Annotated in this window: 19 protein-coding genes; 8 read left to right on the top strand and 11 right to left on the bottom strand. The window is 64.1% G+C overall.

What is annotated here, in order from left to right; translation table 11 throughout:
* Positions 1-99 precede the first annotated feature (99 nt).
* Positions 100-1,251, top strand: coding sequence for a 1-acyl-sn-glycerol-3-phosphate acyltransferase (locus AC2T4A_RS10125; RefSeq protein ID WP_416744959.1), 1,152 nt, complete (start codon positions 100-102; stop codon positions 1,249-1,251).
* Positions 1,252-1,298: 47 nt separating this feature from the next.
* Here the strand turns inward: AC2T4A_RS10125 and AC2T4A_RS10120 are convergent, their stop codons facing one another.
* Positions 1,299-1,583 (bottom strand): hypothetical protein, encoded by a 285-nt coding sequence (locus AC2T4A_RS10120; protein WP_416744764.1) that lies wholly within the window; start codon positions 1,581-1,583, stop codon positions 1,299-1,301.
* Positions 1,584-1,845: 262 nt separating this feature from the next.
* On the opposite strand from AC2T4A_RS10120, the gene AC2T4A_RS10115 reads away from it, so the two are divergent.
* Positions 1,846-2,052, top strand: a complete 207-nt coding sequence (locus AC2T4A_RS10115; protein ID WP_416744765.1) for a hypothetical protein — start codon at positions 1,846-1,848, stop codon at positions 2,050-2,052.
* A 69-nt stretch (positions 2,053-2,121) separates the two neighbouring features.
* Here AC2T4A_RS10115 and AC2T4A_RS10110 read toward each other — a convergent pair whose 3' ends face one another.
* The gene (locus AC2T4A_RS10110; protein ID WP_416744766.1) at positions 2,122-2,709 is read right to left on the bottom strand and encodes a YajG family lipoprotein; all 588 of its coding nucleotides are present in this window, start codon (positions 2,707-2,709) and stop codon (positions 2,122-2,124) included.
* Between the two features lie 796 nt (positions 2,710-3,505).
* Between AC2T4A_RS10110 and mqo the strand changes: the two genes are divergently transcribed.
* Positions 3,506-4,999: a malate dehydrogenase (quinone) gene (gene mqo, locus AC2T4A_RS10105; RefSeq protein WP_478377859.1), complete on the top strand. Its 1,494-nt coding sequence runs from the start codon at positions 3,506-3,508 to the stop codon at positions 4,997-4,999.
* A gap of 70 nt (positions 5,000-5,069) precedes the next feature.
* Here mqo and AC2T4A_RS10100 read toward each other — a convergent pair whose 3' ends face one another.
* The 3 genes from AC2T4A_RS10100 to AC2T4A_RS10090 form a co-directional block, all read right to left on the bottom strand.
* Entirely contained in the window at positions 5,070-5,471 is a 402-nt protein-coding gene (locus tag AC2T4A_RS10100; protein ID WP_486743213.1) for a VOC family protein, read from the bottom strand.
* Between the two features lie 240 nt (positions 5,472-5,711).
* Positions 5,712-5,999 (bottom strand): PA4642 family protein, encoded by a 288-nt coding sequence (locus AC2T4A_RS10095; RefSeq protein ID WP_416744769.1) that lies wholly within the window; start codon positions 5,997-5,999, stop codon positions 5,712-5,714.
* 98 nt (positions 6,000-6,097) lie between these two features.
* Positions 6,098-6,580: a hypothetical protein gene (locus AC2T4A_RS10090; RefSeq protein ID WP_486743667.1), complete on the bottom strand. Its 483-nt coding sequence runs from the start codon at positions 6,578-6,580 to the stop codon at positions 6,098-6,100.
* 149 nt (positions 6,581-6,729) lie between these two features.
* Here AC2T4A_RS10090 and AC2T4A_RS10085 point away from each other — a divergent pair, with 149 nt between their 5' ends.
* A complete protein-coding gene (locus AC2T4A_RS10085) occupies positions 6,730-7,647 on the top strand; it encodes a LysR family transcriptional regulator (protein ID WP_486743212.1) in 918 nt (305 codons plus the stop codon).
* Here AC2T4A_RS10085 and AC2T4A_RS10080 read toward each other — a convergent pair.
* From AC2T4A_RS10080 to AC2T4A_RS10070, 3 genes are all read right to left on the bottom strand, one after another.
* A complete protein-coding gene (locus tag AC2T4A_RS10080) occupies positions 7,631-9,055 on the bottom strand; it encodes an aldehyde dehydrogenase family protein (protein WP_486743211.1) in 1,425 nt (474 codons plus the stop codon). The two genes, AC2T4A_RS10085 and AC2T4A_RS10080, sit on opposite strands and share 17 nt — an antisense overlap.
* A gap of 211 nt (positions 9,056-9,266) precedes the next feature.
* Complete coding sequence (locus AC2T4A_RS10075; protein ID WP_486743210.1) at positions 9,267-9,740, bottom strand: WbuC family cupin fold metalloprotein; 474 nt, start codon at positions 9,738-9,740, stop codon at positions 9,267-9,269.
* Positions 9,741-9,742: 2 nt separating this feature from the next.
* Positions 9,743-10,300, bottom strand: a complete 558-nt coding sequence (locus AC2T4A_RS10070) for a hypoxanthine-guanine phosphoribosyltransferase (RefSeq protein ID WP_017519718.1) — start codon at positions 10,298-10,300, stop codon at positions 9,743-9,745.
* Positions 10,301-10,455: 155 nt separating this feature from the next.
* On the opposite strand from AC2T4A_RS10070, the gene upp reads away from it, so the two are divergent.
* The 3 genes from upp to gpgF all read left to right on the top strand — a co-directional run bounded on the left by upp (position 10,456) and on the right by gpgF (position 13,546).
* Positions 10,456-11,094: a uracil phosphoribosyltransferase gene (gene upp / locus AC2T4A_RS10065; protein ID WP_416744773.1), complete on the top strand. Its 639-nt coding sequence runs from the start codon at positions 10,456-10,458 to the stop codon at positions 11,092-11,094.
* Between the two features lie 3 nt (positions 11,095-11,097).
* On the top strand, positions 11,098-12,387 hold the full coding sequence (locus AC2T4A_RS10060; RefSeq protein WP_486743209.1) for a uracil-xanthine permease family protein: 1,290 nt from the start codon (positions 11,098-11,100) through the stop codon (positions 12,385-12,387).
* Between the two features lie 160 nt (positions 12,388-12,547).
* Positions 12,548-13,546 carry a glucosaminyl phosphatidylglycerol flippase gene (gene gpgF / locus AC2T4A_RS10055; RefSeq protein ID WP_478377863.1) on the top strand — a complete coding sequence of 333 codons (999 nt, stop codon included), beginning with the start codon at positions 12,548-12,550 and terminating at the stop codon, positions 13,544-13,546.
* A gap of 3 nt (positions 13,547-13,549) precedes the next feature.
* On the opposite strand, the gene AC2T4A_RS10050 is transcribed toward gpgF, so the two are convergent.
* A complete protein-coding gene (locus tag AC2T4A_RS10050) occupies positions 13,550-13,729 on the bottom strand; it encodes a hypothetical protein (RefSeq protein ID WP_416744776.1) in 180 nt (59 codons plus the stop codon).
* 90 nt (positions 13,730-13,819) lie between these two features.
* The gene (gene purU, locus AC2T4A_RS10045) at positions 13,820-14,671 is read right to left on the bottom strand and encodes a formyltetrahydrofolate deformylase (protein WP_486743208.1); all 852 of its coding nucleotides are present in this window, start codon (positions 14,669-14,671) and stop codon (positions 13,820-13,822) included.
* 258 nt (positions 14,672-14,929) lie between these two features.
* On the opposite strand from purU, the gene mvaT reads away from it, so the two are divergent.
* Positions 14,930-15,304, top strand: coding sequence for a histone-like nucleoid-structuring protein MvaT (mvaT, locus tag AC2T4A_RS10040; protein WP_416744777.1), 375 nt, complete (start codon positions 14,930-14,932; stop codon positions 15,302-15,304).
* Positions 15,305-15,373: 69 nt separating this feature from the next.
* On the opposite strand, the gene sbcB is transcribed toward mvaT, so the two are convergent.
* Positions 15,374-16,804, bottom strand: a complete 1,431-nt coding sequence (gene sbcB, locus AC2T4A_RS10035; RefSeq protein WP_416744778.1) for an exodeoxyribonuclease I — start codon at positions 16,802-16,804, stop codon at positions 15,374-15,376.
* Positions 16,805-16,939: the final 135 nt, after the last annotated feature.

Raw genomic sequence — 16,939 nt, 5'->3', positions numbered from 1 at the left:
TTTTTGGGTGCCCGCCTGGCCGGTGAGTCGGCGGCATACCCTTGCGGACCGTCTACTTCGCGGTTCCGACCCGTGACACCCCCAGAATTCATAGAGAGCATGATGGGCGAGTTCGAAGCCATCCGACCGTACAACGACGCCGAAGTCCCGGCTGTCCTGCAGCGCCTGCTGAGCGATGACGCCTTCCTCGGCGCGCTGGCGCGTTACCGTTTCCCGCGTCTGTCCGGTCCGTTCGGCTGGCTGCTCAGACCTCTTATAGCCCATCGGCTGGCCCGCGAAGTCACCGGCATCCGCAGTGTCGTCGCGCTGCAGGACAAGTTCGAGCCCTACGTCGACCGGACCATCGAGCACGCCACCGACGGCGTTACCTATTCGGGCGTCGAACGCCTGAAGTCCGGCCGCGCCTACCTGTTCATCGCCAACCACCGCGACATCGTGATGGACCCGGCCTTCTGCAACTACGCGATCTTCCACGCGAAATTGCCGACGCCGCGCATCGCCATCGGCGACAACCTGCTGCAGAAACCTTTCGTCAGCGACCTGATGCGCCTGAACAAGAGCTTCATCGTGCACCGCTCCATCAGCGGTCGCCGCGAGAAGCTGGCGGCGTACCAGAACCTCTCGGCCTACATCAATCACTCGATCTGCCAGGACGTCCAGTCGATCTGGATTGCCCAGGCCGAGGGCCGCGCCAAGGACGGTGACGACCGTACCGATTCGGCGATCCTCAAGATGTTCCACATGAGCCGCAAGGACGAGCCGTTCGCCGAGGTGATCCGCCAGCTGCACCTGATCCCGGTGTCGATCAGCTACGAATACGACCCCTGCGATGCCGCCAAGGCCCGCGAACTGTTCACCCGCGCGACCACCGGCGAGTACAGGAAGGCGCCGGGCGAGGACGACCGCAGCATCGTGCAGGGCATTACCGGCTACAAGGGCCGGGTGCACATCAACTTCGGCGAGGAGATCACCGGCGACTTTGCCGACGCCAAGCAGCTCGCCGCCGAGCTGGACCGGCAGATCCTCGGCAACTACCGGTTGTTCCCGGTGCACTACCTCGCCTACGAGGCCTCCGAGCTGCGCGACGCCGCACTGAACGTGCCGCGCGCCGAGACCCTGTTCAAGGCAGAGGAACTGCAGCGTGCGCGCACCGAATGGGAGCGTCGCCTGGGCGAATGCCCCGCGGAGCAGCGCGGCCACCTGATCCTGCAGTATGCCAACCCGGTACTGAACCAGTACCGGCTCAAGTAGCAGGCATGAAAAAAGGCGCCCTCGGGCGCCTTTTTTCTTCTCGTCGGTTACTGGCCGAGCTGCGTGCTGTACCAGCTCACCGCCATGGCCAGGGCCATGCAGGCGAAACCGAAACGGTAGAAGAAGCGGTTCATCCGCGCTGTCGGCTCGACGCTGTCCAGCGGCACCGGCGCGATTTCGCTCTCGGCAGCCAGGCGCGCCAGGGCGAGACGCTCGCGGCGGCGGGTCGCCAGCAGCAGCCAGCCTCCGGCCAGGGCGAAGAACAGGGCCAGGTCGTTCACGATACGACCGGGATGGGCCTGGAAAAGACTCCAGAGCGCCTGCAGCGACATCACAACCTCCGCTTCAGAACTGCACGCCAACGACTTCGAAGCAAAGCGGGGGTCAGTCTGGACGAACGGGCATGGCCCGTCATGGATGAGAAACAATCGACGCGCATTTTATCCGCTGGCCCCGCTTCGCAGCCAGCGCGTAACGCTTATTTACGACGAGCGTAAAAGTTATCGAGAAATGGTCTAAGACCTCTCCCGCGCCCTGGCACGTTGCTGGCTTTACGAATTCTGCAAACCCGGTCTTTCGCCAAGGAGATTCGCCATGCTCGACATCGTCCCCCACGAAAATGCCTACCTGATCGAACACCTGGAAGAAATCGAAGCCGTGGTCGTCGAACTCTCGTTCAACGTCCAGGACGACCACTGGCTGGTCTACACCCAGGCCTGCGGCCACGAGCACCTGGACCTGCCGGAAGCCGACGAGCGCATGCGCTTGGTCGAGGTCGACCCGTACCACCAGGCCGCCTGATTACCGCGCTTGAGGCGGACATGAAAAAGCCCGGCATTGGCCGGGCTTTTTCATGTCCGCACGGATCGATCAGCGCTGGTTCAGCGTCTGGCCGATGGTCGGGTCCTTGAACACACGGGTCAGCGCATCGCTGAGCACTTCGCTCACCAGCTTGGTGTTGGTCGCCTGGTTGGGCGCCATGCCGAAACGCTGGTTGGTCGAAGCGCCGTAGCGGCCGCTGTAACGGCGGCTACCGCTCTGCACGTCGGCGCGGAAGGTGGCGCCGATGTCGGCCTCGGTGACGTACATGCCTTCCTTGGGCGACTGGTACTTCAGCTCGGCCAGGGTCAGGGTCAGTTGCGGCGCGTTGTAGGCGTTGGCCGACGGGGTGAAGCCCAGCAGGCGCACGGCGGTCTCAGCCTGCAGTTGCAGCTTGGGGATCACGTCTTCGCTGCGCACGGTCAGCTGGCTGGTTTCCGAATACAGGCCGCCACGGGTACCCAGCGCGGTGCTCGGGCGACCGTCGACGACTTTAACTACCACCGGCTGGCCCTGGCCAACGGCGGCGACCGGCCCCTTGAATTCGGGCGTCGGGTTGAGTTGTTGCGGGCTGAGGGCGCAGCCGGTCAAGGTCAGGCTGGCGGCAGCGATAAAGCCGAGCAACAGGCGAGGCAGCATGCTCATCTCTCCATGGGGTAAGCGATGGCCGGCAGTATACCGGCGGGCAGCGCGGTCAGATAGCGCTTGGCCATTGGACGCGGAACCCGTTCTCAGGGTTCCCTGGCCACGCGTCGATCGGCCGCCTTGACCCACCCGGAGGCGAGACGCACCGGGACGGGGCACAATTGGCAAATCAAGGGGTACACACTAGGAAAAAAGTCTAAGGTGCAGAGCTTTTTTTTGTGTTTCGCCGTTATAATCGCCCCCCGATTATAAGGACGCCTCCTGGTCGGGCCCCGCACGATGCCGACACACCGTGTCTCGCCTCTGCCACCCCTCAAAGAGAGTCGCCACTCGCCTCGGTCACTGGCCGTCGCGCTTTGTACGTTCGTTGCGCAGAACTTGGCAAGGATGCAGCCGCCCCCTCCGCACGGAGACCGGACCGGCCCGCGACGACGATCCCCTTTGAGCTTCACGCCTCCAAAAGAGCGTGATCGAAGGTTTTTCACTACTTCACGAGAGTGTGGCGAGCAATGAAGAGTTTTGCGTTGGTAGCACCATTGACGTCTGACCCCGCAGCACTGAATCGCTTTTTCGGCACCGGAAGCCGCGCATAAGCGCCACTCCCCGATGCACTTGCGGATGACTTGTCCGTCCGTGGATTGCCGAGAAGGTGCGCATTCCCCTCCTCCGATCCCGGCCCGAGACATTCGCGAAAGGTCCTTTGACCTGAGAAGAATTCGGACAATGGTTTTGCGCAGTGGGCGCGAAACCTCTGTCACAACTGGCTGCTGATAGTTTTGGAGACGCGTTAATGGCGCAGAACGAAATCGAATCGATGGACGTGCTGCTGGTCGGCGCCGGCATCATGAGCGCAACCCTGGCTGTCCTGCTCAAGGAAGTCGATCCGGGCGTGAAGCTCGAGATCGTCGAACTGCAGGAATCCGGAGCCATCGAGAGTTCCAACCCGTGGAACAACGCCGGCACCGGTCACGCCGGCCTCTGCGAGCTGAACTACACCCCGCAGGCCGCCGACGGCTCGATCGACATCAAGAAGGCGGTGAACATCAACGCCCAGTTCGAGGTGTCCAAGCAGTTCTGGGCCTACCTGACCGGGAAGGACGCCTTCGGCGCACCGCGCAACTTCATCAACCCCGTTCCGCACATGAGCTTCGTGCGTGGCAAGGACATTCCGTTCCTGAAGAAGCGCCATGAGCTGCTCAGCCAGCACCATGCCTTCACCTCGATGGAATACACCGAGGACCGCGCAAAGATCGCCGACTGGGCCCCGCTGACCATTCCTGGCCGCCCGGCTGACGAACAGGTCGCGATGACCCGCGTGGAAAGCGGCACCGACGTCAACTTCGGCGCCCTGACCAACCAGCTGCTGGGCTATCTCTCCAGCCGCGAAGGCAGCGAAGTCCGCTACTTCCAGAAGGTCGTCGGCCTCGAGCGCTCCGGCGATGGCTGGCTGGTGGACATCAAGAACACCCAGACCGGCGACTCGCGCAAGGTCAAGGCGAAGTTCGTCTTCCTCGGCGCCGGCGGCGGCGCGCTGCCGCTGCTGCAGATGTCCGGTATCCCGGAAAGCAAGGGCTTCGGCGGCTTCCCGGTGAGCGGCCAGTGGCTGCGTTGCGACAATCCGGAAGTGGTCAAGCACCACCAGGCCAAGGTCTACAGCCAGGCCGAAGTGGGCGCCCCGCCGATGTCCGTGCCGCACCTGGACACCCGCGTGGTCGAGGGCAAGACCTCCCTGCTGTTCGGCCCCTACGCCGGCTTCTCCACCAAGTTCCTGCGCCACGGTTCGTTCCTCGACCTGCCGCTCTCGGTGCGCACCAGCAACCTGCTGCCGATGCTCGCCGTGGCCCGCGACAACATGGACCTCACCCGCTACCTGGTGAAGGAAGTCATGCAGTCGATGGACCAGCGTATCGAAGCCCTGCGCAAGTTCTACCCGGAACTGAATCCGGCCGACTGGCGCCTCGAAACCGCAGGCCAGCGCGTGCAGATCATCAAGAAGGATCCGAAGAAAGGCGGCATCCTGCAGTTCGGCACCGAACTGGTGGCGGCTCAGGACGGCAGCATCGCCGCCCTGCTGGGCGCCTCGCCGGGCGCTTCGGTCACCGTGTCGATCATGCTGGGCCTGCTGGAGCGCTGCTTCCCCGAGCGCTACAAGTCGGCCGAGTGGACCGCGAAGCTCAAGGAGATCTTCCCGGCCCGCGAGAAGCAACTGGAAACCGACGCCGCGGTATACCGTGAAGTCAACCAGATGACCGCCGACCGTCTGCAGATCGTCGCCGCGTCCTGAGTTTTGCGCTCATGAAAAAGCCCGCCTTCCGGCGGGCTTTTTCGTTTCTGCTTCAGTTTCAGCGAAAGGCTCAGTGGCAGCTGACCATCCACCCCACACCGAAGCGATCGGTGAGCATGCCGAAACGCTGCGCCCAGAAGGTCTTCTCCAGCGGCATTTCCACCCGCCCCTCCTCCGCCAGGGCGGCGAACGCCTGCTCCGCCGCCACCACGCTGCGCAGTGTCAGGTGCAGGGAGAAGCCGTTGAAAGCGGTGTTGTGCTCACCGCGACCATCGGACAGGAACACCTCCGTCTCGCCAATCTGCAGGCTGGCGTGCATCACCTTGTCCAGCCAGCCATCGGGCACCGGCGAAGGTCCCGGCGCCTCCTCGAAGCGCATCAGCGCGCCCAGTTGGGCGCCCACGGCGTGTTGGTAGAAGGCAATGGCCTCATCGGCGCGACCATGGAAAAACAGATAGGGCTGTACTTGCACGGCTTCGTCCTCGCCTTGTCGTTATCGCTCTGAGGGGAAGTCTAGGCGGGGATTTTGGAGCAGTGCCCTGAGCGGCCTCAAAAGCCTCTCTGCGGGCTATGTTCGCGAGCAAGCTCGCTCCTACAAAAGCCTCTTGCTCCCAGGTCTGGGCGAGCCCGCTTTCAGTAGGAGCGAGCTTGCTCGCGAACCGCCCAAACGAAAAAGCCTCCACAAGGCGGGCTCTTCAGCACATCGATGCGATCAGCCGCGGGCGGCCTTGATCACTTCGATGTAGGGCTCGGCCTGGCGCTGGTCCTGGATCAGGGCAACGAAGTCCTTGCCCTGGGCATCCTTGGCGGACAGGTCGTAACCGGCTTCGACGAAGAAACCAACGAAGCGCTCGAAGTCGTCGATGCGCAGGCCACGGTAGGCCTTGACCAGCTTGTGCAGGGACGCCGGGGTGTCGTCGGCCGGTTCCACGTCGAGGAACAGCTTGATGGCGTCGTCGTTGATCTCTTCGCCAATCACCTGCTTCTTGTCTTTACGCATCGCTCGCTTCTCTCTACGGCTGTCTCGGGAATCGCGGCCCGCATCGGTTCAGGCCGGGCACCACGGGTCGGGCAGTTTAACCCTGCGCCGTGCGCGGCTCAACGCGCACGCACCGCGCCGGTGTGCAGGTCGGCCCAGATATGGCCATTGCCGTAGGTCAGGAACTGTACATAGACAGTGCCGTTGCGCAGCAGATCGAGCAGTTGTGGATAAGCCGCCTGCGGGTAATACAGGCTGAGCACGCGGGTCTTCTCGTCGTAGGCCGGCTTCTTCAGACTCTTGCCCTCGGCATCGAAGCTGATCACCACCTGGCTGATCTGCGCGCCCTTGTTCAGCGGCTTGCCCTTGAGGCGCAGCAGCGACGGCGTGGTGATCGGGATGGGCTGCTGGTTCGACTGGCGCTGGTTGCCCAGCACCACGCTGTATTCGGTGACCTGCAGCAGTTGCTGCTGCTCCGGCTCGCCCTGGCGCAATCCGGCATCATCCGGCGGCAGGAACTGGCTGTGCATCGGCGCGGCAATGGCTGCACCAGCAAGACCGAGGGGAATGCAGAACAGCAGCGCCAGCACGGCGCCCGGCATGCGAACGGACATCATCACCTCCGGGGGACAGGGCCCGGCACTCTAGCACGCACGCCGAGCGCCACGACAGGCGCGCATGGCGAGTGCGCTGATACATTGATAGTCTTCGACACAACTCACTCCTTGCATCGACGAAAGCCGATCCAGCCATGCTGCACAATGTCTCCGACCTCGACCTACGCCTGCTGCGCATCTTCGCCTGCGTGGTGCGCTGCGGCGGCTTCTCCGCCGCCCAGGGCGAACTGGGCATGGGCCAGTCGACCATCAGCACGCACATCGCCAGCCTGGAGACACGCCTGGGTTATCGCCTGTGCGAGCGCGGCAAGAGCGGCTTTCGCCTGACCGAGAAAGGCGAGCGGGTGCTGGACTACGCGCAGAACCTGTTCGCTGCGCTGGGAGACTTCCGCGATCAGGTGCAATCCCTGGCTGGCCGATTGGTCGGCGAGCTGCACCTGGGCCTGGCCGACAACATCGCCACCCTGCCCGACGCCCGCATCCACCAGACCCTGGCGCGGTTCAACCGCCGCGACCAGGACGTGCGCCTGCATTTCCTCATAGAGTCCTCCAGCGAACTGGAGCGGCTGGTGCTCAATGGCCGCCTGCACCTGGCCATCGCCTGCTTCAGCCGGCGTCTGCCGAACCTGCGCTACGAGCCGCTGTACCACGAACGCGTAGCGGTGTTCTGTGGGCACGAGCATCCGCTATTCGACAAGGACGTGCGCGACGCCGCCGAACTGGAAAGCTGCAACTGGATTCAACACGGTTACGCCGTGGCGGACGTGCAACTGCCGGCCGACCCGCAACGCAGCACGGCCTTCGCCCAGCACATGGAAGCAGTGCTCCACGCCGTGCGCGCGGGCACGCACCTGGGCTACCTGCCAACCCACTACGCCGAGCGCTGGGTGGAACAGGGTGAGATGCGCGCGCTGCTTCCGGACAGCCTCGGCTACGGCATCACCCACAGCCTGGTGGTGCGCGACGAGCCAGGGCATAACGAAGCGCTCCAGGCGCTGGTCGAAGACCTATGCCTGGAGCACGGGGTGACGCCGATCAGCGCGGCGCGGTGATGTGCTTGATGTCGAAGAACGCCGACAGCCCCCACGGGCCCAGTTCGCGACCGATGCCGCTGCGCTTGCCGCCGCCCCAGGAAGTCTGCGGGAACACCACTTGCGGCGAGTTCAGCCAGACGTTGCCAGCTTCCAGGTTCTCGGCGACGCGCTGAGCGCGCTCGAGGTCGGCGCTGCACACGGTGGCGGCCAAGGCGAAATCGCTGTCGTTGGCCTGACGCAGGGCGTCGGCTTCGTCGCTGAAGGTGCGTACGCACAGTACCGGGCCGAAGATTTCCTCACGCCACAGGCGGCTGTCCGCCGGCACGTCGGTGTACACGGTCGGCCGGATGAACCAGCCCTCGGCTGCAGCGCCGCCCGTCAGGCAGGCCAGGCCTTCGTCACGGGCCACGGCGAAGTAGTCGAGCACCTTGCGGTACTGCGCTTCGCTGGTCATCGGGCCCATGTCGGTTTCACCGAGCAACGAGTCGCCCACGCGCAGGCCTTCCACCGCCACCTGCAGCTTCGCCAGCAACGGCTCGGCGATGGATTCCTGCACCAGCAGGCGCGACGTGGCGGAGCACATCTGCCCGGCGTTCCAGTAGACGCCGGCGATGATCCACTGCACGGCTTCATCCAGGTCGCAGTCCTCGAACACCAGGATCGGCGACTTGCCGCCCAGCTCCAGGCCCACCGGCAGAGTACGCGACGCCGCGGCTTCCATGACCTTGCGGCCGACGACGTTGCTGCCGGTGAAGGACAGCTTGGCGATGCCCGGATGGCTGCACAGCGCAGCGCCGGCATCGGCCAGGCCCGGCACCAGGTTCAGCACGCCGGCCGGCAAGCCGATGGCGTCGGCGATCTCGCCCAGTACCAGTTCGATCAGCGGGGTGATCTCCGAGGGCTTGAGCACCACCGTGCATCCGGCCGCCAGGGCCGGCGCGACTTTCCAGGCGCTGGTCACCAGCGGGAAGTTCCACGGCACGATCAGGCCGACCACGCCGATGGGCTCGAAGCGGGTCTGCGAGCGGTAGCCGGCGTCCGGCAGGGCCACTTCGGCGTTCTGTCGGGCATCCAGTTGGGCGGCCAGTTCGGCGTAGTAAGCGAAGGTGGCAATGGCGTCGCCGATATCGATTTCGGCTTCCAGACGCGGCTTGCCGCTGGCCTGCATCTGCAGGGTAATCAGCGCTTCGCTGCGTGCTTCGAGCTGTTCGGCGAAAGCGCGCAGGTAGCCGGCACGTTCAGCCGCAGTGGTCAGACGCCAGTCGGCAAAGGCACGCTTGGCGGCAGCGACGGCGCGCTCCACGTCGGACACACCGGCGCAGGCGACTTCCGGCAGCGCTTCACGGGTAGCGGGAGCGATCGGGCGCAGGACGGCGCCACTGTCGGCAGCCTGCCATTGGCCATCAATATAAAGGAGACGGGACATGCGAACCTCGGACGGTTGTCTGGTGAGGTGCGCAGGATAGGCGGGGCATGCATCGGCAAAAATGCGAGTCAACCCATGCATGCATCGATTCTGGCAGATGTATCAGACAGAGCTGTAGGAGCGAGCTTGCTCGCGAATCGCGGCACGCCAAATCTCCCCATCGTTGTCGTGATGTTCGCGAGCAAGCTCGCTCCTACAAAAAGCAGGCACCTCAGGCGAAGTGGGAACGCATCCAGGCCAGGTACTCGGCGGCGCCCGGCTCGCCTTCGCGCGGCGCCCATTGCCCGCGCTCGTCCTCGCCCAGCGGCACGAACGGTCCGGCCTTGGCTTCGAACATGATGCTGTCCGGCTCCAGCGCCACGATGGCGTGGAAGGTGCCTGGCGGCAGGTCCGCGCCAACGCACTCGCCGCCCGCGCGCAGAACGCGGGTGGTCACCAGCTCGCCGCTGGCCGAAAAGATCAGCAGCCCCAGCGCGCCCTTCACCACCAGCAGGCTCTCGGCCTTGTCCGGATGGCGATGACAATGCGGCGGGATGTAGCTGTCGGGCTGCAGCGCGTTGAGCAGGCGATGGCAGGGCTCGGTCTGCTCATGGAAATTGTGGTTCTGCCGGCGCCGGGGGCTGGCGGCGGCACGGGCCGCAACCTCGTCGAACAGCGCACTGTCGAGGAAACGCGGCCCGTTCATCTTCAGAGCCCTTTGACGGCGAAGATGCCGGCGGCGTTGCGCCAGTAGCCCTTGTAGTCCATGCCGTAGCCGAAGATGTAGCGGTCGATGCAGGACAGCCCCACGTAGTCGGCCTTCAGGTCCGGGCGGGCCTTGCGGTCGTGGTCCTTGTCGATCAGCACGGCAGTGTGCACGCGCTTGGCGCCGGCATGCTTGCAGAAGTCCATGATCGCCGAGAGGGTGTGCCCTTCGTCGAGGATGTCGTCGATGATCAGCACTTCGCGGTCGATGAAGGAGATTTCCGGCTTGGCCTTCCAGAACAGCTCGCCACCGGTGGTCTCGTTGCGGTAACGGGTCGCATGCAGGTAGGAGGCTTCCAGCGGGAAATTCAGCAGCGGGAGCAGCTTGCCGGAGAAGATCAGGCCACCGTTCATCACGCAGAACACCACCGGGTTGGTGTCGGCCAGCGAGCCGTTGATGGCCTCGGCCACACGGGCGATGGCGGCCTCTACCTCGGCGTTGGTGTACAGGCAGTCGGCTTCGGCCATGACTTGGCGGATGTGCGCGAGATCGACGGACATGGGGGTTCTCCCGTGAAAAAGTGCGCAAAGGTACCTATCGGCGTGCCACGGAGCAAGGGTCAGCGGACGAATGTCGCCGACAATCGTGGCCCAAGGTAGCTAGGATGCATTACGCTACCGCAATTTTTTTGCCAGCCCGTCCGGAGAACCCGTCCATGCCCGTCCTCGAGATTCGCCATCCCCTGATCCGCCACAAGATCGGACTGATGCGCCGTCACGATATCAGTACCAAGAACTTCCGCGAGCTGGCCCAGGAAGTGGGCGCCCTGCTGACCTACGAGGCGACCAAGGACCTGCCCCTGGAGAACTACGAGATCGAAGGCTGGGCTGGCCCGGTGCAGGTCGAGAAGATCGCTGGCAAGAAGATCACCGTGGTGCCGATCCTGCGTGCCGGTATCGGCATGCTCGACGGCGTGCTCACCTTGATCCCGGGCGCCAAGGTCAGCGCCGTCGGCGTCGCGCGCAACGAGGAAACCCTCGAAGCGCATACCTACCTGGAAAAGCTCGCGCCGGACATCGCCGAGCGCCGCTCGCTGATCATCGACCCGATGCTGGCCACCGGCGGCTCCATGGTCGCCACCATCAACCTGCTAAAGAAGGCCGGCAGCAAGGACATCCGCGCCATGGTACTGGTGGCAGCGCCGGAAGGGATCAAGGCAGTCAATGATGCGCATCCGGACGTGCTCATCTATACCGCCTCCATCGACCAGTGCCTGAATGAGAACGGCTACATCATGCCGGGCCTGGGCGATGCCGGTGACAAGATCTTCGGCACCAAGCAGAAGGAAACCTGATTCATGGCCGATGAATTCAACGAACCTCTGTGGCGTCAGATCATTTCTGGCGCGCAGATGCTTTTCGTAGCCTTCGGCGCGCTGGTGCTGATGCCGCTGATCACGGGCCTGGACCCGAACGTTGCACTGTTCACCGCCGGCTTCGGCACCCTGATGTTCCAGCTCGTCACCGGCCGCCAGGTACCGGTGTTCCTGGCGTCGAGCTTCGCCTTCATCACCCCGATCATCCTTGCCAAAGGCCAGTTCGGCCTGGCGGCAACCATGGGCGGCGTGGTGGCGGCGGGCTTCGTCTACACCTTCCTGGGCCTGGCGGTGAGGATCAAGGGCACCGGGTTCATCGACCGCCTGCTGCCGCCGGTGGTGATCGGCCCCGTGATCATCTCCATCGGCCTGGCCATGGCGCCGATCGCCGCCAACATGGCGATGGGCAAGGCCGGTGACGGTACCGAGCTGATCCCCTACAAGACCGCCATGTTCATCTCCATGCCGGCACTGCTGACCACGCTGATCGTTGCGGTGTTCGGCAAGGGCATGCTGCGCCTGGTACCGATCATCGCCGGTGTGCTGGTGGGCTACGGCCTGGCGTTCGCCTTCGGCGTCGTCGATGTCGCCAAGATTGTCGCCGCGCCCTGGCTGGAGCTGCCGAAGTTCACCGCGCCGGAATTCAACTGGCAGGCGATCCTGTTCATCGTCCCGGTGGCGCTGGCTCCGGCCATCGAGCACATCGGTGGCGTCATTGCCGTGGGCGGCGTGACCGGCAAGAACTACCTGAAGACACCGGGCCTGCACCGCACCCTGCTGGGCGACGGCATCGCCACCTCCACCGCCGGCCTGTTCGGCGGGCCCCCGAACACGACCTACGCGGAAGTGACCGGCGCGGTGATGCTGACCAAGAACTACAACCCGAAGATCATGACCTGGGCGGCGATTTTCGCCATCAGCCTGGCCTTCGTCGGCAAGTTCGGCGCCATCCTGCAGAGTATTCCGGTGCCGGTCATGGGGGGCATCCTCTGCCTGCTGTTCGGCACCATCGCCTCGGTGGGCATGAACACCCTGATCCGCCACAAGGTTGATCTGTCCCAGGCGCGCAACCTGTGCATCGTTTCGGTCACCCTGGTGTTCGGCATCGGCGGCGTGCTGATCGGCACCGGCACCGGCCCGGACGATTTCGGCCTGAAGGGCATCGCCCTGTGCGCCATCGTCGCCATCCTGCTCAACCTCATCCTGCCGGGTGAGGAAGGTTGGGAGAACAAGGCGCTGGAACAAGGCGCCGACGAGAAGCCCGCCGAGTGAGGCAGCGGCGCCGCCCGACGGCGGCGCCCTACCCACGAAAAGTTGGGCGAACGCCACATGCCGATCACGGTCCACTCAGCATGACAGTTCGATTCCCACAGGAGGCTCTGGTTATCCGCTTCGCCTCGCCCTCGCCTTTCCAGTCACCGAAGGTGCGCCCGTGAGCCGCGCCGCGTGGCTGCTGCTTGGTCTGATCGGCGCCTCGCTGATCCCCCTGGCTCTGGGCGGCCGGGAGATGCTCGACCACGTCCTGGCCTTCCCCCTCGACAAGCTGCTGATCATGTTCGGCATGATCTGCCTGTGCTGGCTGATCAACGCGCAAAAACTGCGCGTGCTGCTCAACGGCCGCGCCGGCGAGATCGGCAAGGCGCGCTCGGTGGGCATCATCATGGCCTCGGAGTTCGCCTTCTACGCCACGCCCGGCGGTACCGGCGGGCCGCTGACCCTGATGGCCCTGTTGGCCCGCCACGGCATGCGCCCCGCGCACAGTAGCGCGATTTTCGCCGTGGACCAGTTGAGCGACCTGCTGTTCTTCCTCTGCGCGCTGGCGGCGGTGCTGGTCTGGGCGCTGTCCCACAGCGTCAGCCCGAACCTGGAGACGTCGCTGATCACCAGCGGCGTGCTGCTGGGCGGAATCTTCTTCGGGGTGGTGCTGCTGGCGCGCTTTCAGCGCAGGGTGATCAGGGCCAACGGCCGGCTGTTCAGACGCCTGGGGATGAAACCGCGCACGCGCCTGCACTGGGCACGCAAATGCCTGCACTTCCGCGACACACTGGTGAGCTGCCTGCGCCAGCCCAAGCGCCGCCTGCTGCTGATCTTCTTCTTCACCTGCTGCCACTGGATCCTGCGCTTCTCGGTGCTCTACATCACCTTGAAGGCGCTGGGGGTGGACCTGCACTGGGCCTGGGCCTTCCTGATCCAGCTGCTGTCGCTGGCGGCGGGCCTCGCCACGCTGCTGCCCGGCGGCGCCGGCGGCACCGAGCTGACCAGCGCCGCGCTGCTCGCCCCGCTGGTGGGCAAGTCCACGGCGGCCGCGGCCATCCTGATCTGGCGCGTGGTGACCTACTACTTCTACCTGGTGATGGGCGCGCCGGTGTTCGCCCTGATGGCGGGCCGGCCGCTGCTGCGCAAGCTCATGGGGCTGCGGGAAAGCGCCTGAGGATCAGTCGCTGGTGGGCTTGTCTTCGTTCTGCTCAGGATTGAGCGAATCCCAGAGCTCGGCGGCGCCGGGAAACTCGGTGCCGTCCTCGTCGCTCAACGCGTCGGGATCGTAGCGGCTGGTACAGCCTTCGCCCAGGGTGGGCGGCGGGGTGGCGGTGCCGGGGTTCTTCGGGTCGCTCATGGCGGCATCTCCTTCAAGCGCAGCGCCCGCCGCCAAGTCTGGCGACGGGAGCATGCGGAGTACCCAGTGTAGCGAACGAGCCGGGGTGGATCAGTCGAACACCACGGTCTTGTTGTCGTGCACCAGCACGCGGTCTTCCAGGTGGTAGCGCAGGCCGCGGGCCAGCACCAGCTTCTCCACGTCCTTGCCCAGGCGCACCAGGTCTTCGATGTTATCGCGGTGACTGATGCGCACCACGTCCTGCTCGATGATCGGGCCGGCGTCCAGTTCTTCGGTCACGTAGTGACAGGTCGCACCGATCAGCTTCACACCGCGCAGCGAAGCCTGATGGTATGGCTTGGCGCCGACGAAGGACGGCAGGAAGCTGTGGTGGATGTTGATCACCTGGTGGCGATACTTCTGGCACAAGTCCGGCGGCAGGATTTGCATGTAGCGCGCCAGCACCACGTTGTCGGCCTGGTGTTCGTCGATCAGGCGCGACACCTGCTCGAAGGCCGGCTGCTTGTTCTTCGGGTCCACCGGAACGTGGAAGTACGGAATACCGTGCCATTCCACCATGCTGCGCAGGTCATCGTGGTTGGCAATCACGCAGGGGATTTCGCAGTCCAGCTCGCTGCTGTGCCAGCGGTGCAGCAGGTCGGCCAGGCAGTGCGACTCGCGGCTCGCCATCAGCACGACGCGCTTCTTCACCGAGGAGTCGGTGATACGCCACTCCATGGAGAACTCGCGGGCAATCGGAGCGAAAGCCTGGCGGAAACCGTCGATATCGAACGGCAGCGAGTCGGCACGAATCTCATGCCGCATGAAGAACCAGCCGTTGTCGTTGTCGGAATGGTGACTGGCCTCGGTGATCCAGCCGTTGTAAGTGGCCAGGAAATTACTCACCTTGGCGACGATGCCAACCCCGTCGGGGCAGGCGATCACCAGTCGGAAAGTGCGCATGGGTGTACTCCAGATACATCGCGAAGGCCGCCATTCTAGCGGCTGCGGGGGAAAAGATCAGCCATTGCCGCGGTACGCCGACGAGAGCCAGTTCGGTGCATTGCGAGTGCATCGATTAATTACCGGCGAATAAATTATTTAAATAAGTCGACAATTACCGACAAAACTTTTCCCAAGCATTTACTTGCACAACTTCGCTGACTATTATGTCTGCTACAAACTATCCGCCACCGCTGGACCCAGAACAAGGTACCCAACATGTCGCTGATCAACGAGTACCGCGCTACCGAAGAAGCCATCAAGGAACTTCAGGAGCGCCTGAAATCCCTGGAGCAGGACGACAAGCTGAAGAAAGAGCTTGAGTTCGAAGAGAAACTTCGCGCGCTGATGGCCAGCTATGGCAAGTCCCTGCGTGATGTCATCGCCCTGCTTGATCCGGACGCGAAGCTGAGCAAATCGCCGCGCACCGCAAAAGCTACCGTGAGCAAGCGCGCTCGCAAGGTCAAGCAATACAAGAACCCGCACACTGGCGAAGTCATCGAAACCAAGGGCGGCAACCACAAGACCCTCAAGGAGTGGAAAGCCAAGTGGGGCGCCGAGGCCGTTGAAGGCTGGGCCACACTGCTGGGCTAAGCCTTGCACGGATGAAAAACGCCAGCCTTGCGCTGGCGTTTTTTATTGCCCGCAGAAAAGTGTGAAGCGCTACAGGCTATAGCGCGCGCGCAACACCTGCGCATACTTATCCCACTCTTGCAGTACCAAACGACCGGCCGGCGTGGCATTGAGCAGCTGTTCGCTCATTGCCGCAGCAAAGTTGTCCAGAGTATTGGGCGCGCCGCACTCGGCCTGACTCAGGCGCGCGCGGCAGAAGTCCTGCCATTGTTGCTGTTCCGTGGCACTCAAAGTTTCCGGGAAATTGCGTGCACGATAACGGAAGAGAAGTTCGGGAAGTCGCGCATCGTCGAACGGCCATTGTTCTTTCGCCAGCCGCGTCGGATCAGCCTGACGCACCTGCTCGCACAATCGGCGATCACGGTCTCCGATAAATCCGTCATACAACTGCTGCTCCGGATCTTCACTGCCAGCGAAACTTTCCTCGGCATACAAGGGCGCGAGTTTGTCCTGCCAGCTCGCTTTCGCCTCGGTCAGCATCCGGGCCGCCGCCAGGCAGGCGTCGAGGTCCAGGCCGATGCGTTCGCGATCCTGCGAGCGCAGCACGGACAGCGGCGCCACCACCGGGCATTTGTTGATGTGCAGCAGCTTCAGCGGAACCGGCAGCTCGCCCTCGGCCAGTTCGTCACGACGCGTGTAGAGGCGCTTGCGCAGGGTTTCCGCATCCAGCTCCAGCAACGGCGAAACATCGGCGCCCAGGTCACAGACGATCAACGCGTTGCGGTTACGCGGATGCCAGCCCAGCGGCAGCACCACGGACAGATAGTGCCGCGCACCGGAGAACATGCCGGAGATGTGCACCATCGGCTGCAGTACACGTACCTGGTCCAGCACGCCCTGCTTGCCGCGCAGGCGATAGAGGTAATCGTAGAGTTTGGGCTGGCGGTCTCGCACCAGTCGCGCCAGGGCGATGGTGGCGCGCACGTCGGACAGCGCATCGTGGGCCTGCCCATGATCGATACCGTTGGCCGCGGTCAGGCGCTCCAACTTGAGGCTGACGACGCCGTCCTGTTCGGGCCAGACGATGCCTTCGGGCCGCAGGGCGTAGGCGGTGCGCACCATGTCGATCAGGTCCCAGCGGCTGTTACCGCCCTGCCACTCGCGCGCGTAGGGGTCGAAGAAGTTGCGGTACAGGCTGTAGCGCGTCACCTCGTCATCGAAGCGCAGGCTGTTGTAACCCGCGACACAAGTGCCCGGCTGCGCCAGTTCGGCGTGCAGGCGAGTCATGAACTCGGCCTCGCCCAGACCGCGCTCTTCCAGGCGATCCGGCGTGATACCGGTGACCAGGCAGGCAGCCGGGTGCGGAAGGATATCGTCGCTGGGGCGGCAATAGAGGTTCAGCGATTCGCCGATCTCGTTGAGGTCCTCGTCCGTGCGAATGCCGGCCACCTGCAGCGGACGGTCACGGCGCGGGTCGATGCCGGTGGTTTCGTAGTCGTACCAGAAGATGCTGGCGTTCATTGTTTTTCCTTGCCTGCAAGCGAGTGCGTCGCAGTCTAACAGTGCGGCCGGCCACACTTCCAAAACGCCTCGCTGGCACCTCGCCAGCCCCCACCTTTATGATGGACGTCGCAAGGACACCCCATTGGAAAGGAC

The organism is Pseudomonas sp. PVC-3-1 (genome assembly GCF_057444315.1).
The sequence above is the reverse complement of the archived record's forward strand: the minus strand, read 5'-3'. Positions and strand labels throughout refer to the sequence as shown.

Coding starts and splice junctions, on each gene's coding strand:
- AC2T4A_RS10110 (WP_416744766.1), bottom strand. CDS start 2,709: ATGCTGCCTCGCCTGTTGCTCGGCTTTATCGCTGCCGCCAGCCTGACC.
- AC2T4A_RS10075 (WP_486743210.1), bottom strand. CDS start 9,740: ATGAACGGGCCGCGTTTCCTCGACAGTGCGCTGTTCGACGAGGTTGCG.
- AC2T4A_RS10090 (WP_486743667.1), bottom strand. CDS start 6,580: ATGCCGGGCGCCGTGCTGGCGCTGCTGTTCTGCATTCCCCTCGGTCTT.
- AC2T4A_RS10060 (WP_486743209.1), top strand. CDS start 11,098: ATGGCCGATGAATTCAACGAACCTCTGTGGCGTCAGATCATTTCTGGC.
- AC2T4A_RS10070 (WP_017519718.1), bottom strand. CDS start 10,300: ATGTCCGTCGATCTCGCGCACATCCGCCAAGTCATGGCCGAAGCCGAC.
- mqo (WP_478377859.1), top strand. CDS start 3,506: ATGGCGCAGAACGAAATCGAATCGATGGACGTGCTGCTGGTCGGCGCC.
- AC2T4A_RS10085 (WP_486743212.1), top strand. CDS start 6,730: ATGCTGCACAATGTCTCCGACCTCGACCTACGCCTGCTGCGCATCTTC.
- AC2T4A_RS10125 (WP_416744959.1), top strand. CDS start 100: ATGATGGGCGAGTTCGAAGCCATCCGACCGTACAACGACGCCGAAGTC.
- purU (WP_486743208.1), bottom strand. CDS start 14,671: ATGCGCACTTTCCGACTGGTGATCGCCTGCCCCGACGGGGTTGGCATC.
- sbcB (WP_416744778.1), bottom strand. CDS start 16,804: ATGAACGCCAGCATCTTCTGGTACGACTACGAAACCACCGGCATCGAC.
- mvaT (WP_416744777.1), top strand. CDS start 14,930: ATGTCGCTGATCAACGAGTACCGCGCTACCGAAGAAGCCATCAAGGAA.
- AC2T4A_RS10050 (WP_416744776.1), bottom strand. CDS start 13,729: ATGAGCGACCCGAAGAACCCCGGCACCGCCACCCCGCCGCCCACCCTG.
- AC2T4A_RS10120 (WP_416744764.1), bottom strand. CDS start 1,583: ATGTCGCTGCAGGCGCTCTGGAGTCTTTTCCAGGCCCATCCCGGTCGT.
- AC2T4A_RS10080 (WP_486743211.1), bottom strand. CDS start 9,055: ATGTCCCGTCTCCTTTATATTGATGGCCAATGGCAGGCTGCCGACAGT.
- AC2T4A_RS10115 (WP_416744765.1), top strand. CDS start 1,846: ATGCTCGACATCGTCCCCCACGAAAATGCCTACCTGATCGAACACCTG.
- upp (WP_416744773.1), top strand. CDS start 10,456: ATGCCCGTCCTCGAGATTCGCCATCCCCTGATCCGCCACAAGATCGGA.
- AC2T4A_RS10095 (WP_416744769.1), bottom strand. CDS start 5,999: ATGCGTAAAGACAAGAAGCAGGTGATTGGCGAAGAGATCAACGACGAC.